The 16,035-nt window shown below is 60.7% G+C and carries 11 protein-coding genes and 4 pseudogenes; 3 read left to right on the forward strand and 12 right to left on the reverse strand.

What is annotated here, in order from left to right; translation table 11 throughout:
• Positions 1–54: 54 nt before the first annotated feature.
• The 10 genes and pseudogenes from sctR to CO657_RS22835 form a co-directional block, all read right to left on the reverse strand.
• Positions 55–708, reverse strand: a complete 654-nt coding sequence (sctR, locus tag CO657_RS22790; RefSeq protein ID WP_054186182.1) for a type III secretion system export apparatus subunit SctR — start codon at positions 706–708, stop codon at positions 55–57.
• Positions 708–1,727 (reverse strand): FliM/FliN family flagellar motor switch protein, encoded by a 1,020-nt coding sequence (locus CO657_RS22795; protein WP_054186181.1) that lies wholly within the window; start codon positions 1,725–1,727, stop codon positions 708–710. Before CO657_RS22795 ends, sctR begins: the two co-directional genes overlap by 1 nt.
• Entirely contained in the window at positions 1,724–3,043 is a 1,320-nt protein-coding gene (locus CO657_RS22800) for a FliI/YscN family ATPase (RefSeq protein ID WP_054186180.1), read from the reverse strand. Before CO657_RS22800 ends, CO657_RS22795 begins: the two co-directional genes overlap by 4 nt.
• Positions 3,036–3,599 carry a type III secretion system stator protein SctL gene (gene sctL, locus CO657_RS22805; protein WP_054186179.1) on the reverse strand — a complete coding sequence of 188 codons (564 nt, stop codon included), beginning with the start codon at positions 3,597–3,599 and terminating at the stop codon, positions 3,036–3,038. Before sctL ends, CO657_RS22800 begins: the two co-directional genes overlap by 8 nt.
• Entirely contained in the window at positions 3,596–4,225 is a 630-nt protein-coding gene (locus CO657_RS22810; protein WP_054186178.1) for a hypothetical protein, read from the reverse strand. Before CO657_RS22810 ends, sctL begins: the two co-directional genes overlap by 4 nt.
• 2 nt (positions 4,226–4,227) lie before the next feature.
• A complete protein-coding gene (sctJ, locus tag CO657_RS22815; protein WP_054186177.1) occupies positions 4,228–5,043 on the reverse strand; it encodes a type III secretion system inner membrane ring lipoprotein SctJ in 816 nt (271 codons plus the stop codon).
• A complete protein-coding gene (locus CO657_RS22820; protein ID WP_054186176.1) occupies positions 5,040–5,516 on the reverse strand; it encodes a hypothetical protein in 477 nt (158 codons plus the stop codon). Before CO657_RS22820 ends, sctJ begins: the two co-directional genes overlap by 4 nt.
• 50 nt (positions 5,517–5,566) lie before the next feature.
• Positions 5,567–5,824 carry a hypothetical protein gene (locus tag CO657_RS22825; RefSeq protein ID WP_054186175.1) on the reverse strand — a complete coding sequence of 86 codons (258 nt, stop codon included), beginning with the start codon at positions 5,822–5,824 and terminating at the stop codon, positions 5,567–5,569.
• A gap of 298 nt (positions 5,825–6,122) precedes the next feature.
• Positions 6,123–8,965 (reverse strand): annotated as a pseudogene (locus CO657_RS38080) (hypothetical protein).
• Positions 8,966–9,192: 227 nt separating this feature from the next.
• Positions 9,193–11,439: a hypothetical protein gene (locus tag CO657_RS22835; protein ID WP_128715586.1), complete on the reverse strand. Its 2,247-nt coding sequence runs from the start codon at positions 11,437–11,439 to the stop codon at positions 9,193–9,195.
• Between the two features lie 622 nt (positions 11,440–12,061).
• Between CO657_RS22835 and CO657_RS22840 the strand changes: the two genes are divergently transcribed.
• From CO657_RS22840 to CO657_RS22850, 3 genes and pseudogenes are all read left to right on the forward strand, one after another.
• A complete protein-coding gene (locus CO657_RS22840) occupies positions 12,062–12,631 on the forward strand; it encodes a hypothetical protein (RefSeq protein WP_054186353.1) in 570 nt (189 codons plus the stop codon).
• Positions 12,628–13,338: pseudogene (locus CO657_RS22845) on the forward strand (hypothetical protein). Before CO657_RS22840 ends, CO657_RS22845 begins: the two are co-directional and overlap by 4 nt.
• The gene (locus tag CO657_RS22850; protein WP_054186352.1) at positions 13,335–14,066 is read left to right on the forward strand and encodes a PP2C family protein-serine/threonine phosphatase; all 732 of its coding nucleotides are present in this window, start codon (positions 13,335–13,337) and stop codon (positions 14,064–14,066) included. The pseudogene CO657_RS22845 and the gene CO657_RS22850 overlap by 4 nt, the downstream one beginning before the upstream one ends.
• Before the next feature lie 595 nt (positions 14,067–14,661).
• Here the strand turns inward: CO657_RS22850 and CO657_RS37145 are convergent.
• Positions 14,662–15,204, reverse strand: a pseudogene (locus tag CO657_RS37145) (Y-family DNA polymerase); the annotation flags it as partial.
• Positions 15,205–15,217: 13 nt separating this feature from the next.
• Positions 15,218–15,969: pseudogene (locus CO657_RS37065) on the reverse strand (ImuA family protein).
• Between the last annotated feature and the right edge of the window lie 66 nt (positions 15,970–16,035).

The following is a 16,035-nucleotide window of genomic DNA, read 5'->3' on the forward strand; positions in this document are numbered from 1 at the left end:
TTTCGCGTGGGCGCGGCAGACACCCGATCCAGGGCTTTCGTGAAGGGGCGATGCTCACTGCGCATAGGACAGCACGAGACCTTCCAGCAATCGCCGCCAGCCGTCGATCGAGACGAACAGCAGCAGCTTCAGCGGTGTCGACACCACGGTCGGGGACATCATCTGCATGCCGAGCGCCACCAGAATGGCGGAAACGGCAAAGTCGATCATCAGAAAGGGCAGATAGATCAGAAATCCGATTTCGAAGGCCCGCGTCAGTTCCGAAACGAGGAAGCTCGGCGTCAGCACGGTGATGTCATCGGAGGCAATGGGGGTTGTCGGCGCGTTTGCCCAGATCTTCTGCGACGCTTGGACGAAAAAGTCGCGCACCTCGGCGTCGGAAAATTTCAGCATGAAATCCTTCAGCGGTGCCGCCACCTTGATCATGCCGTCCACCATGCCACTGACCGTGCCGAAATCGCCGCTATGGGCGAGCAGCAATTGCCAGCTGTTTTGCAGCACCGGGTTCATCACGAAGGCCGAGAGCACGATGGTAATCGCAAAGACCAGGAGATTCGGCGGCGTCTGTTGGATGCCGACCGCATTACGCACAATCAGCAGGACGACCGAAATCTTGGTGAAGGAGGTCGCGATCACGGCAATAACCGGCAGCATCGAGATCGCCGCCATCGCCACGAGGCTCTGGGCAAGAGGAAAGCTCTGTTCCATCAGTCGTGCAGCGCCGTGACGCGAACGGCGCTCAATCCATCCACGGAGATGATTTCGCCCCGTCCGATAACGCGGCCTTGGGCGATGATATCGACGGCGTCCGACAATGGCCTGTCGAGGTTGAACACATAACCCTCGCCGATCATTTCGAGTGTACGCAGCGGCAACTCCAGCCGTCCCGCATCGAAGACCAGCTTGATCGGGATGCTGTCGACAGGCGACGAACGCGGCTCGCCCTGCAATTCCTGATCGACGGTTTCATTTGTCATGAAATGCCTCATTGGTCCGGTTGGCGTCGACAGGAGTGGTCCGGTGAGGACCGCGCCTTTGTCCGATCGCATGCAGATTGCAAGGTAACGTTCACCCGTGATCGCGACCACGGTCTCCGGTGCCCCGCCATCGATGACGATGCCGTCCCCCAACCGCAGGGATTTGATTTCACTGACCGACAGCACGGCATAACCGCGCCGGATGCTGACCGCCGTCGTCAGGACATTGAGCGTGCGGCGCGGCAGGCGGCTTGCCCAGCCGACCAGGCCGGCAAGGGCGGTTTCATCGAAGCGGCCGCTCAAGGGCAGGCTCATGCCGTTCCAGCCGATGTCGAAGCCGAAATTGCCGCTGACATCCGGCTGCGTCTCGGCGCCGATCTGCAGCAGCGACAGGCTCATGCTGATCCTATTCTCGATTGCCTCGAAAGCCTCGGCGAACAGGTGTTCGACCACGGCCGCCTTTTCAGACGGCGACAGTTTTTCCCATAGGAGCAGCGGTTCCAGTCTTTCCGCCAGCAGTCGCAATGCGCCGGCCGACGCAATCAGCATCTGCTCCCGTTCACCGACGCGGCAGAGAATGCCGACCGGATCGGTGGTCCGCGCGGCTGCTATATCGGGGGCCAGCGGGCGAACGGAAAGCGTCTGCTCCCGGACCGGAATTTGCCAGGCGGCGCGCATCATCGTGCCCGAACGGGAAAAGAAGTTCCCGGCCATCGATGCGTGGGGCCATGCGGGCGCGGCGACATTCATCGGACAAGCTCATCGAGGGCTTCGACGATCGCGCCGAACGGCTGCGGCTTGCCCTGGCCGTCAAACAGGAAGCGCTGGATGAGGCCGTGTTTGGCGACGGCCTCGTCAACGGCGGCATCGCGCCCCTGGCGATATTCGCCGACGCGGATCAGCAGTTCCACTTCGTCATAGAGGGCAAGCAGGGCGCGCAGCCTGTCGGCTGCCTGGCGATGGCTCTCGCTCACCACCGCGCTCATCGTCCGGCTTCTGCTGGCCAGAACATCGATCGCCGGAAAATTGCCCGCCCTGGCAATCTTGTCGGAGAGCACGATATGGCCGTCCAGCAGCGACCTGGTTTCTTCGGCAATCGGATCGTCCTGCTCTTCGCCTTCGACGAGGACCGTATAGAAAGCCGTCATCGTGCCGTTTGCGCTGTTGCCGGCGCGCTCGAAGATCTGCGGCAAGACGGCGAAAACGGAAGGCGGAAAGCCGCGCCGCACCGGCGGTTCGCCGGCAGCAAGCCCGACTTCGCGCAAGGCGCGGGCCATGCGGGTGACGCTGTCGATGACGAGCAGCACATGTTTTCCCTGCTCGCGAAAATATTCGGCGATCGCCGTTGCTGTCATCACCGCCTTGAACCGCTCCAGCGCCGGGCGATCGGATGTGGCGACAACCAGCGCCACATTCGACGGAACGCCTTCCGGCATGTTGCCGGCAACGAATTCGCCGACCTCGCGTCCGCGTTCGCCCACCAGGGCGCAGACGATCACATCGGCCTTGCTGTTGGCGACGATCTGGGACACCAGCGTCGACTTGCCGGCGCCGGGCGCGCCGAAAATACCGATGCGTTGGCCCTGGCCGCAGGTCAGCAATCCGTCCAGGGCAGCAATTCCCGAGGTAAACGGCTGGCGGATGGGGCGGCGCGACAGAGGATCGACCGGCTGGCCATAGAGCGGCTGCAGGAAGCGCGCGTCCTCGCCGCCGGGATTGGCGGAGGGACGCAGGACATTACCGTGTGCGTCGACGATCGCGCCGAGTATGAAACTGCCGACGGAGACCGCCGGTTCCCGGCCGGTCGGGACGATTTCCGTGCGCTGGGAGATGCCGCGGGTTTCGCCGTGAAGCGAGAGAAGCGCCGTCTCGCCGTCGATGCCGACGACATCGGCAAGGCCGATGCGACCCCTGCCCGGCTCATGCAGTTCACAAAGCTCGCCGATCCTGACCGAGGGGATGAGCGCCCGCACCAGCAGGCCCGACACACTCTTTACGCGGCCGCTCTGCCGCCGCACGTCCGTTTGTTCGAGTGTCCGCTCCATCCGAAGCAACGCGTCAACCATGGACGAGGGCCTCGGTCACGGTGGCGAGCTGTTCTTTCAAGCCGATCTGGCTTCGTCCCGCCAACGTCTCCAAAGTAATCTCGCCGGCAGACATCAGCGGATCCATTTCGATGGTGATGCGATGATCGATGTCCGCAATTGCCCGGGCGATCATGGCGGCATCGTCGGGGGCGACATGCAGGACGATCTCCTGCGCCTCAGCGGTCTGGGATATGGCGTGGCGGACTAATCGCCTCGTGCGTTCGTCGGCCTCCATCGATCCGAGGATCAGTCCGACCGATTTCAGAACCACCGCCTCGACCCAGCTGTCGAGATTGGCAATTTCCTGTTCGGCTTTTCCGAGCGAGGCGGCAAGCCGTGCGGCGGCATCGCGAACGCCCTGTTCGAACCCGTCGCGATAGCCGTTTTGGGCGGCCTGCTCGCTAGCGGCTGCAAGTGTGGCCTGAGATTGGGCGGCGTCCCGGTGGGCAGCCTCCAGGATTTGCGCCGCCTCTGTGATCTGGCCGAAACTCTCCGCCGGAATGATGCGGTCGTGGCGTGCAAATCCCGAGCTCATCGTCCGGCGCGTTCCTTTAAGGCGGCGACCTCGTCGACGGCTGCCGCCGCCAGGGCGAGCGCCGGGCCCTTTAAGAGGGAAGCCGAGCCGTTTTCAGCCATGTCGCGCCAGCCCGCCGCCCGCCAAGCCGCGGAGATCCGGTATTCGTCTGCGAGAAGTGCCAGCATCGACCAGCCATCGGCCTCGATGACCTGCCTTGCCTGCTCGCTCAACAGATCGAGCGGCGGCGTTGCCGCGGAAAGATTGATGTGGCCGAGAGCGAATGCGACCGCTTCGTCGCCGTAGGCGGCCCTGAGCCTCATAAGGGTCGGGCGATCGACCGCGGGGCAGAAGGCTGCGAGATGATAGGCGAGGCCCGCCCGGAGCGCGGCCGTTGCGCGTCCGTCCGTGGCCATGGAAGTCAGGCGGCGGGCGCCGTCGGCAAACGTGGCGGGATCGCCATGGGCTTCCGCTATCTCAGTGAAAAGCCGCCAATGCAGCCGCGGCGACAGGGTGGATCCATCGGCAAGGAGCGGCGCGATCCCATCCCATCGGGCGGCCGCCAGCATATCCGCGGAAAGCAGCGCTGCCTTGCGGATCCTCGCCGCATTCGAGATCGCCTCGCCGTCCGCACGCGGCGTGCGCATGCTCAGCGCTCCTTCCGCTGCGGAAACAGCAGCAGCAGGCATGCCCCGATGGCGAGGATGATGGCGCCGATCACGACAAGATTGGGGCCTTTGAAAGCCGAGAGAGCGCTTTGCACCATCGAGAATGGCGCTGCAGCGGGTGCCGGCGTCACCGGGGCGGGCGCTGCCGCCGGAGCCGCCGGCGCACCGACCTCCGACCAGGGACTGACCACCACCGAAACATCTTCGTAAGAGAGATCACGGATGCTGTTGACCAGAACGGATCGGCTCTTCATGTCGATCTCGTTGAGATTGGCGCCGGGGCGATATTGCAGCACGGCGGCTGCCCTCGCCTTCTCCTTGATGAGCCCGCGGCCGTTCTCCTCCGGCAGCACCACATGCACGCGCGCCGTTGCCACGCCGTCAAGCCCCGAAAGCGTTTCGGCAAGCTGCTGCTCGATGGCGTAGCTCATCCGGGCTTTCTGTTCGTAAGGCGTCACGAGGAAGCCGTTGCCGGGAAAGAGTTCGGCGACATTTCCGAACGACTGACGCGGCAGCCCGGCGCCCGCCAGCAACTCGATCGCCCGGGCATGATCGGCTGAGTCAGCGGCGATCGCATAGGTCCCGCCCTTTTCGCTCTTCATGGTGACGGAAATGCCGGCGCGTTCGAGCAGCACCTGGGCATCCAGCGCATCGCGCTGATCGAGCCCCGTGAGCACGTCCTGGCTGCAGGCGGCGAGGAACAGGCAGAGGGCAAGCATTGCGGCCTTCGGAAGGACTTTGCGCGCGGGCGAAGAGATCGATGATCTCGAAAGGGCCGATGTGATCATGATGTTCACTGGCCCTGCGTCAGCCGTTTGGATGACGACATCACCGACTGGGTGAGCGACGACAGCAGCGTCGTGCCGGTTGCGAATTGCTGTGATTTCTCCAGCCGGTCGATTGATGTCGTGATGTCTTCGATCTTCGGGCCGCTCTGATCCTTGTCCGCGGCAAATCGCACCAGCGGCGTCTCCGGCTGGCCGTTTCCTGCCCCCGGCATGAAGAAAGCCGACAGCCGGTCGAGAATGCTGGAGGGCGTGGGATTGCCTTCCGGTGAATAGGAGGGCAGGACGGCGTCGGACTCAGGCGCGATCTTGCGGCCCTGGGTATTGGGAATGGAGGTGAGTTCGGTTGGCCGAATGCCAGCGAAATCCGCCGGCTGCAGCCCGATCCGCTCCGCCACGATCTCCGAGGTCTTCAGGACATTGCCCGTCGATACGCCATCGAAGGGCGGCGTGAAGGCGCGGCCGGAAAGTACTTCTCCACTCATTGCAATTCCTCAACTCGGTACATGTCAACTGCAAACGATGAACAGGAACGCTACTCGTCGCTGCCTTCGTCGATCGCCTCCTTGGCGAAATTGAAAAGCGAATTGTTCAGCATCAGGGTGTTGGAAATCATGCCCGGCAGAAATGCGTCCACAGCAGCGGAGAGAACCTCGCTCTCGCTGTTCGGATCGACCTTCTTCGTCGTGCTGCCGGTGGTGCTTGTGGAACCCGTCTTATCAGTCGTCAGCTCCACCGAGACAGGGTTTGCAGGCGCTAAGTTCAGGTCGGAATTCACCGCATCTACGGCCATATGAGCACTTCCATCAAGGAATTATCAAAATGAATGCATGATTTGATATGGATAAAAAAACGGCTGGTCAATTGTTTAAACTTAACCGATGGTTAATTTCCAAAACGTACAGTCGGCTATGATAAATTTAGCGATCTTTATATTAAAATGGGACGTTTTATCCATAAAACGCAGCAGATATCCAGATTGCGCAATGAAATTTATACTTAAATTTGTTCGAATGTTCACAGGCCCGACCGCCTCTACGCCAACGGGCCTGTGAACACTCAAATATTTGGTGTTGCGAAAGCGTCCCGGATCAGCCCACCGCCGTACCGCGGCGCTTCTCGACATCGGCGGTGATCGCGTCCCAGTTCTCAGGCGTAAGCTCGCGCTGTTCCGGGTCGCGGGGCGCGGGGGTGACGCCGCCCTTGGCGCCGACGATCGGCCCGGTCTTGGCGTAGATGCCGACCGTGTCGTTGACCGTGCGCTTGAGCATGTCGTTCATCATGTCGGTCTGCTTGTGGAAGGCCTTTTCCTGCTTGATGCTCTGGTAGATGGTAAAGCCTGACCAGGCCGCCCAGGACACCGCGCAAGCAACGGCAAAACCGAGCGAGAAGGCGCCGGAGACCAGGGCAACCGTTGCACCCGTGCGCCCGAGGAAGGTGGAGTTCACCAGCATGTTGGCAACGCCTGCAATGCCTTCGATCGCGCCGACCGTGTCCGCTACCGTTCCGATACCCATGAAAATGAGATCGACCGGGTCGCCCTTGCCGCTCGTGAGCCCTTGCAGGAACTGGTAATATTCCACCGGCAGCCAGGCGACCCCGGCAACGGCGCCGACCGTCGTCCCGGTATTCTTGAAAAAGGCGGAGAGCACGCTGCGTTGCGCCCGCGCCAGTTCGTCGGAGACGCCGACGAGCGAGCCGATCCCATCCAGCAGCGAAAAATTCGAGGCTTTGATCGCCGAGCCGAGCGCACTGCCCATATGCGCCAGCGCACCAAGGGCGTGCAGAACGACGATGCCGATGCTGTCCCAGGTCGGGCTCGTCACGTTGAGGCCGGCATAGATGGACCGGGAGGCTGTGAGCACCGACATCACGCCGGAAGAGAGCGCCGCCTTGTATTTGACAGGATCGACCCCCGCTGGCACTGCCGTCGCAGTCTTGTCGATCAGCTTGGCAAGGTCGGCCTTGATGGTTTCGACGCTGCCGCCCGGGCGCATCGTCGCCCAAAGCGCGGTGAAGATCGTCGTGAAATTGGTCTTGTATTGCGCCATGGCCTCGGCATTGCCCTTGAACAGTGTTTCCGCCAGCGCATCAAGGCTCGGAGCGATGATCTTCTTGATCGCCTCTTCGGCGGTCTTGCCGTCGACGATGATCGGATCGATCACATCCGTGCCGGGCATCAGCGTCTTCATCAGCCCCGACATGAAAAGTCCCATGTCCTTCAGGCTGGATGTCAGATATTCGCTGTCGATATAAGGCAGATCGAGACTTTGGATGGTCTTGCTCCAGCCATTATCCTTGGTGGCGAACATGCGCTCGGCGATCCAGGCGTCGCCGCCGCTGCCGGCGAAGAAGCGTCCGTCGCCTGAGCCGTTGGCGGCAATGCCCTTGCCGGCAAGCCCGGTGCCGATCATGATCGCCGCCATGACGTCGTTGAACGAATAGCTGGCGAGATTGCTGGAGGGCAGCGGCGAGACGCTCTTGTCCCACTCAGCATTGGCCGACATCTTCGAGACAAGGCTGGCGCCCATGACGAGCCCTTCGAGCGCGGTCTGCACCGCATGGCGGTAGCCCCAGACCTCCTTGCCACCGGGGGCGGCCAGCTGCGAGGTGATGCGCTCCAGATTGCCGGCAAGATCGCCGACTCCGATTTCTCCGGCCCCGATCTTGTCGAGCAGCGGGCCGAGAAGCGCCTTCACATCGGCCTTGAACTGATCGCGCACCTCGGGGCTGTCTCCCCGTGAAACTGGCTGGCCATCGCCTGGATGGTCGGGTTGAACAGGTGGGTGATGTTGTTGGGCACGGTGCTGCCGAATTCGGAAGCGGCAACCTTCTTCAAACCGTCGAGGTCGATCTTGAGATCGGGGAACAGACTGCCGCCGAGCCCGAGCGACTGGTCGAAATCCACAACCGGCAGGATGGAGCCGAGCCCCCTCAGCTCCCGCTCGGTCTTGTTGCCGGCCAGTCCCATGCGAATCAGGCCATCGAGCGCCGTCGTCGGATCGGAGATCGTCGGCAGCACGTTCTTGTCGAAGAATTCGGCATAGGTCTTGTCGGCAATCGCCGAGCGCTGCTTTACGAAATCGTCGGGAAGCACCATGGAATAGAAGCCGAGGGCGGCATTATATTCCTTGAGAATGGTGGTGACGTCCTTGCCGGATTTCAGGCCGTCATTCAGCAGGCCGCCATTGACGATGTCGCGCTCAAAGGCATCCTCGACCTTCGTACGCAGGTCCTTCATCTTCTCGTCACGGGTGATCGTGTCGTTGATGATCTCGAAAGCGTCCTTGTTGGTATCGGCCGGCGCGACGCGATAACCGGAGAAGATCAGCTTGAAGGCCTTCAGCGCCTTCTCCGTCATCTGTGAGTTGACGTCGGCGTCCGAGCCCAGGATGGCGATCGACTTGTCGAGATCCTTCAGGATCTCCTGGTCGTTGTAGATGCCGCGCTGGTTGTCGCCGAGGCTGTCCTTGTATTTGCCGAAGGTCGCCTTAGTCTGAAGCAGATCGAGATACATGATCAGTTTCTGCTCGGCGGTGTAATTCTGAGGGTTTTTGACGACGTCGATGCTCTCGAAGGACTTGTCCTTGTCCTTCAGCCCTTCCATGAAGCCCTGATTGATCTCGCTCATGAAATCGGAATTGAACAGGAGATCGATGACCGGCTGGATCGGTGCGGTAGGGCTGGAATCGCCATTCGACGTGGCGGCCTGCGAAACGAACTTCGGGCTACTCGTCTGCGCCGATGTGGAGGAGAGAATCGTCAGGCCTGCCGTCGTCGTCCCGTCAGAGGTAAAAGGCGATGCCTTCTTGACCGTGGTGCTCGCGGTCTTGCCCTGGCTTGTCGAATTTTCGGACTTCGGATCGGAATTGGCGTTTAGCCGGAGAAATGAAACCGTATCGATATCCGAAGATGCTGGTGCGATCGATGACATGCGTTCCCTTTGATTTTCTTGTCCGCTTTTCGCGGATGAGGTCGTTTACCTTACGTTAGGCATAAGATCGACCTTTGCGCGATAATTCAAGCCCGATCGCGACATCGCGGTTGCATAAATGCAGCGACCTCGCGCGGGGAGATCAAAATCACATTTTTACCGAGGGCTCGCAGGGCATTTCCCAGGCTTTTCCGGGGTGGCGGTCATCGTTGCCGCCGACTATGCCTTTACCAGATGAATGACGGATCCGGCCTGAATTCGAGATCCACGGACTCGCCGGTGTAGCGCTCAAGCTTCTCGTTCAGTTGCTTTTCCATCTTGTCGAGCTTCTTCACGCCATTTGCCATATCCCACAGGCCAAGTGCTAGCCCGACGGCCGAGGCAACGAGGCCGGTGACCAGTCCGGCCGCCGCAAGGCCGGCTTTGGCGGCGTTGCTGAAGATGGTCACCACTTCCGGCGCCACCGTTTCGAGTCCGGAAAAGGCGCGGGACATGACATTGGTCAGATAAAGCATCGCTTCGGAGAAACCGATAAGCGCGTTGCCGGTACCGGCAATGCCGCCGATGATTTCGAGCGCGCCCTTGGCGCGGTCGCCGTCCTTCATCGACCGCGACGCCGAATAGAAGCCGAGGCCGGCCATGGCGAGGCCGCCTGCTGCACCGAGGATCTTGCCCGCCGCTTCCATCGTCTTCGGCGAGAAGCTCATGGAGATCCCCTTGCCCCAGCTGCCCGGCTGACTACCGAAGGCGCTGAACGGCTTGCCGGCAACGTCGAGGTTCTTGCCGAGACCCTCCATCGTCATGCCGACGATCTGCGTCGCCGAGCCGACCGCAGCGGCGATATCGGCCGGCGTCCACTTGCCGCCCACACCGAGGCCGCGCGCCACCAGCACGCTCGACATGCTGAGCATCTGGACCGCATGGACGAGGCCGGCCTTGTACACTTCGACATCGATGCCAGCAGGCGTGCGGGTCTGGCGCGGCAGGTCGAGCGAATCCTTGAAGGAGGCGACCGCGGCGTCGAGCTTCATGCCGCCGCGCACCATGCGCAGAACGCCGTCGACGTCGCGTGCTATGTCCTGCGCCAGATTCTGTTTCAGCGTTTCGCCGCCATCTGCCGGGCCGTTTTTGCTGATGAAATCCTCGGCGAAGGTGTTTGCCAACTGGCTGATGGCGTCATTCGTTGCGCCGGGCACAAATGTGTCATCCGGACCCGACAGCAACTGCTCGAGATCGACACCCTGGCCGTCGCCGATATAATGTTCCTTGATGATGTTTGAGAAGGTGACGTTCGCGGCGTCGAGATGCGCGTCGATATAATCCTGGGGCAGGAGATCGACGAGCGTGTTGAGTTCGGAATAATAATCCTCCAGGGCATCTTCGAAGCTCTTGCCGTCGCTCAGCGCCCGGTCGATCGCCTTGCCGCCGCCGATATCGATCAGATAGGCGTCTTCGATGTTGGTGAGCAGATCGGAATTCTCCGGTTGCTGCAGATATTCCTTCATGCCGCTTGCGAAGATATCTGAGAGATGCTGCTGCGTCGCGGGATCAGCCGTCAGCTTTTCGATCCGCGCGTCGAGGTCCTTGCCGACGCGCTCGCCATCGGGCACGCTGTCGCCGTACTGGTTCATATAGCCGTTGAACTGCTGTTTGATCTCGATGAGATCGTAGAGCAGCGTTGCCTTCTGTTCCGGCGCCAGCTGGTCGAGGTGGTCCATATTGTGGGGCGCTACGAAATCCCGGTTCACGTCCTTCACGGCGTCGCCGAGAATGCCGTATTTGAGTTCGTCGAGCTTCTTCAGCGTCGGCTCATAGGCGGTCGACGGAGCGTAACCGCGCAGCACCTTGCTTTCCAGGATGTCGTCCTCGTCGATCGGGCGCTCCACGACCGGCTCGATGGCATCCGAACCCGACATGACAAGGTCCATCTTCTTGAGGCTGGATGTCAGATAGTCGCTGTCGATATAAGGCAGATCGAGACTTTGGATGGTCTTGCTCCAGCCATTATCCTTGGTGGCGAACATGCGCTCGGCGATCCAGGCGTCGCCGCCGCTGCCGGCGAAGAAGCGTCCGTCGCCTGAGCCGTTGGCGGCAATGCCCTTGCCGGCCAGCCCGGTGCCGATCATGATCGCCGCCATGACGTCGTTGAACGAATAGCTGGCGAGATTGCTGGAGGGCAGCGGCGAGAAACCGTCGAGGTCGATCTTGAGATCGGTGCCCGGGTCGGTTTCGGGCGTGCTCGCCTTTGCATCGACCAGGATCGCGGCGCCGCCGCGTTTGCTCGGCGTAAACCCGACGAAGCCCCGCGCAGCAGAGATGTCGAGAGCCTGCCCGTTGCCGCTCGGCGCGATCTTGCGTATTTCGCTGGCGTCGATGGTTTTTGCCGATGCAGAACGGCCGGTCACGTCTTTCTGGCCGAGGTCCACGACCAGGGTTTCGACCTCTTTCGATCCGCTGCCAACACGTTCCAACATGATTTCGTCACTCCTGATCGACGGCCGCACCCTGAGCGGAGGCCCCGAAAGCCTCGTTAGGTCAGAAGTTTTTCAGTGATGTGACAAATGGGACTATTCGGAGCGGCATACCCAACTCATCCCTCGCCTTGATGGGAATCGAACCGTTGAACCGTGATTTGGCAAAATGAGATCTTGATAGAACAGCTTGTGTCGAGATTATATGATTCTCTAGTTTCGACATGTGGGGTCGTCATCCAACCTTTGTTTCATCATGTCATAACAGCGGTGGCAATCACCTCAGTGAAAGCCGAAAGCTGGTCAGGGTTTCCCGTAGGTTTCTCGCAAAATGTATGCGTTATCTCGAGCTAATGCCATTCCGCTTTTCCCGCGATTTTAGACATTATTTGGGGCGGTGCCAGCGAGAGATTGGTCAGGCGCCTTTGCTTCGGCTGGAAATCTGGTCTTGATCAATTCGGAAACCCCTCGATCATCACCATCTACCAAATCGCCCAAGCACTTAGTGTGAGGTACATCGAGCTCTTTGCTCCAGACGATCAACCCTAAGGGCGATGTCCACAGATTTGACAGGACCAATTGCTTTAGGCTAAGTGTCCTCAGTCCTAGGACAGAGGACACTATTATGAAGCGCCAAGATATCGTCGTCCTGCTGAAGCTGGTAAGCCTGCAAGATCAGGAACTCACCAAGGGCGTCGATCGGTTGCGATCGGAATCCGTGGGGGGAGATCCATATTCCGTTCGGAACCTAGAAGCGCAACTCGGTATCAGCAAGACCGAAATAGCGCAGTCGATCAAGCGCAGCGTCGCGTCAGGCATTGCGCGAAAAGACAATAGCAAGAATGAGCCTAGGCCAAGCCGAAGGAACCTGTTCGGCTTTATTACCACCGGACTAAAGTTCGTCTTCCCCGCCCAAGTTGGGCCGATGCAGCGCGGTGTCCCGACCACATTCGCCGCACCTATGCTCACGGAACTCCTGATCAGCGGAGGGACGTACAACTACGTTTGGCCTTATGGCAACGGAAGGGAGATGGGGCAGGCGGTAGAGCCGCTCTTCAGAACCGTGCCGGACGCGGCCCTGAAAGACGATGCACTCTATGAGTACCTCGCGTTGGTTGATGCGATCAGGCTCGGGAACCAGCGGGAAGTTGGTCTCGCGGCTGACCACCTCAAGTCAAGGATAATGAGCAAATGACAGCGATCCGCGCTCAACTGCTGGAAATGATGAAAGCCGTTGCCTTGGCCCTCGGCGAAGACCTGCGTTTGCGTCTGGTCTTCGTCGGCGGATGCACGACCGCGCTATTCATCACTGATCCGGTCACGCTCGAGGATGTGCGCGTACAGACGACATCGACCTGATCGTTGACCTGGCGGGCCGTCCCGCCTGGGCCCAGCTCCAGGGAGAGCTTCGACACCGGGGCTTCATGGAGGCTGCTGACGAGGAGGTGGTCTGCCGCATGCGTCTCGGCAAGCTTACGGTCGACTTCATGCCCGATGATCCGGCTATCCTCGGATTCGGAAATCGATGGTACGAGCGGAATCGAGACGGCGCAGCACTACCAGCTCTCGGAAGACCTCACGATCCGGATTCTGACGCCGCCAATGTTTCTTGCAACGAAGCTCGAGGCCTATGCCGGAAGGGGAAACGGCGACTTGATCATGAGCCGTGACGCGGAAGACATCCTCCTTATTGTCGACGGCAGGGAGGAGCTCCTTGCCGAGGTCACGGCGGCCGACAACGACGTTCGAGATTTCATCGCCGGACAGTTTCGTGCGCTTCTCGATCAAGGTGACTTCGACGATTTAATCGATGGCAATATCCGCGGGCCCGCCGGTCGTGTAGAAATCGTCCGGGACAGGTTTGTCTCGATAAGCCATTGTGCGGATGGCCCGGCACAATGAAGCTCGAAGCCCGATGGTTGAGTCAAAAAGGAACGCGCACCGACGACAATCGCGATCATGCGGGGATCGCGGAAAGACATGGCGAATTCCTTGCTATCCTGGCTGATGGCGCCACGCACGGCTCGAACAACGGGGGATATGCACGGGCAATCGTCGAAGCTGTCGTCGACTGGTTTGCCGGAACCGACGATGCGTGGGGCCACGAGCTCACGCAAGCCAAGCTTCGGGAGATTCATCAAGCCCTTCGCAAATCGTTTCCAAGGGGTTCCGCCAGCATTGTCCTCTTTCACGTAATGGACACAGGCTCCTTGACGGTCCTCCACTCAGGAGACTGCCTGCTTGGCAGGCACGACGGCCAGGTACACTGGCAAGTCACGCCCCATACCCTTGCAAACGCCCTGGCGGACATGCCTCTCGATTCCATCGCAAAATCGCCCACGAGGCACCTTCTCACCCAGAGTTTTCGTTCCAGGGAGTTCATGGCCCCAGACGTCCTCGCAGAAGAAAAGGCCAGCGGCACGCTTCTTCTTGCCACCGATGGCTTTTGGGCGGAATTGACAGAACGCGAGCAGGAAGCCTTCCTTGGCGGCGGCCAGTCAGCTGCTCCAGAGAGAGATGATCGCAGCGTGCTACGATTATGGCTTTCTACCGAGGGGCCGTCCGAAATCTTGCTGGACAATGGTGGATCGGCCAATTTTTACGTGCGGACTCAAGCGCCCCAGAAATAACCAAGGAGCAGTAAGCCATGGAAGACGGGATATTTGTGGGCGACACGCGGCCGAATTTTTCAGACCTCTTCTTGGCTACGAAGCAAGGATCCAAGCGATCTTCGATAGAATTGTCGCAGCGTCCAGCGTTAATCCTCCTCCCAATCTGGAGTTCACCGAGGCGCACTCATCGATGCTTTTCAAGTGCAAGCCAAGCGAGGCCTCGGTAACGGCGGACTGGCACGGAATTGCCAGCCTTTGGGTCATGTCGCAGGGCATCGGTCGCTTATGTGCAGCGATGTTCAACGCCCGTCGCTCCGGCGAGACTCGCTTGGGTTTCGTGGAAGGTTCGGAGGCGGAGCCCGGTTACCATTTCATCCACGAGGCGAGGGCGCTGGCCAGGCCGCGGGGCCACCGATGGAACACCTATTTCCCGAAACCCGACCTCCAGTCCGATAGGTTGGTCGCCGGCGACGTATTCTTTTTCCGGGCGATCGAACGGATCCTTGCACATGAAGTCGGTCATACGCTTCTGGCCACGATGATCGGGCCTGGACGGCGCAACAAAGCCGCGACGAGGAGAGTGAAGCGGACCGCTTTGCAACGTGCTACGTGATAGCGTCAGCGGCGCGCGCGGCGTGTGGGCCAATTCGCCGATCGTCTGAAAGCCGAGCGTACGAAGGTCGCTGACGACCTTCCCCGAAAGCCGCAATAGCGATATCGGCAGTTTTTCGACGGCCCGCACTGTCTCACCGATCGGCACGATAACCGTATCCCGACTGATGGCGCGAGCGCAGGCATGAGCTGCTCCCCAGGTGTCGGCGACAGCGACACGGGGCGTGAGCTTTCTGGCCAGAAACTGATTGGCGATCTTCGTCACCATCGGCAGTTCGCCGCCTTGCAGGTGATCGGCACCCTCGGTATCCATGACAATGCCATCGATCCCATCGACCGCGACGATCGGGGAATAGAGCGTCAGAGCCCAGAGCGTGATCCGCTCGAGTGCTGCGGCATCCATTGCAGGATCCGCATCGACCAGCATCAGGCCGCGGAACAACGCCTGCGCTTTCGCCGCCGGCATGCCGACATGAACGCCGGCTTGTCTGGCGGCCACGTCGGCGGCCGACACCCAGCGCTTCGAGCCGTTCCTGGCAATCACGGCGATTGGCTGTTCAGGCGGAATGGACGGATCGGCGCGACGAATGCGATCCGTCGGCAGGTCCGGGAGATAGATCGAGACAACCCTGTCATCGCACGCCCTTACGAGAAATTCAGCACATTCACCGGCTTTTACGCGCATCAATTCCAGCAACCATTGGGGCCTTCCGACACCCGGCACTGGCAGCTCCTCCGACGGCATGACGCTGACCCGCCACCTTGTGGTCGATGCCGTGGGTTGGCCAAGATCATTCGCCTCCGTCTGCCTGCGCCAGCGTCGGACGGCGAGCGCCATCGTCCCTGTTTTCTCGGCCGCCAGCTGGAGCCGGCGCGAGCCGACCATCGGCAGGCGGACGAGTTCACCGACCACAGCACCCAATCCGCCGAAGGACAGCCCCTCCTCCATATTGGCGAGCACATCCTCTTCCTTGTCGGACTCGACGAAAATCACCCGGTCCGCATGCAGCCCGACCTCAGCGAGTGCGGGAAAAAACAGGTCCGGCCGCGTCAGGCACCAGACCACAGGACCTTTGGTGCGCGCCGCGATGCCAGCTGCGCAAAGCGCCGCCGCGGCACCATCCACCGTGCCTTGCCCGCCGCCGGCAAACTCATGCAGGGCGCCATAGGCAAGACCACCGCCTGGGAGGACCGCATCAATTTCCGGCACGCCGAAGGAAAGACAACCAGCCTTTCTGGCTGACACGCCTTCCAGCGAGGCGATGCGCTCGCGCAAATCGGAAATCACCCTTTCGCGGGCAGCAGTCATCGTTCACGGCTCCCTCGTGTTGGCCGCCGACATCATGTCGAGCAAAATGCGGATGTTCTGTTTCTG

The sequence above is a fragment of the Rhizobium acidisoli genome (assembly GCF_002531755.2).
In the GTDB taxonomy this organism is placed as follows: domain Bacteria; phylum Pseudomonadota; class Alphaproteobacteria; order Rhizobiales; family Rhizobiaceae; genus Rhizobium; species Rhizobium acidisoli.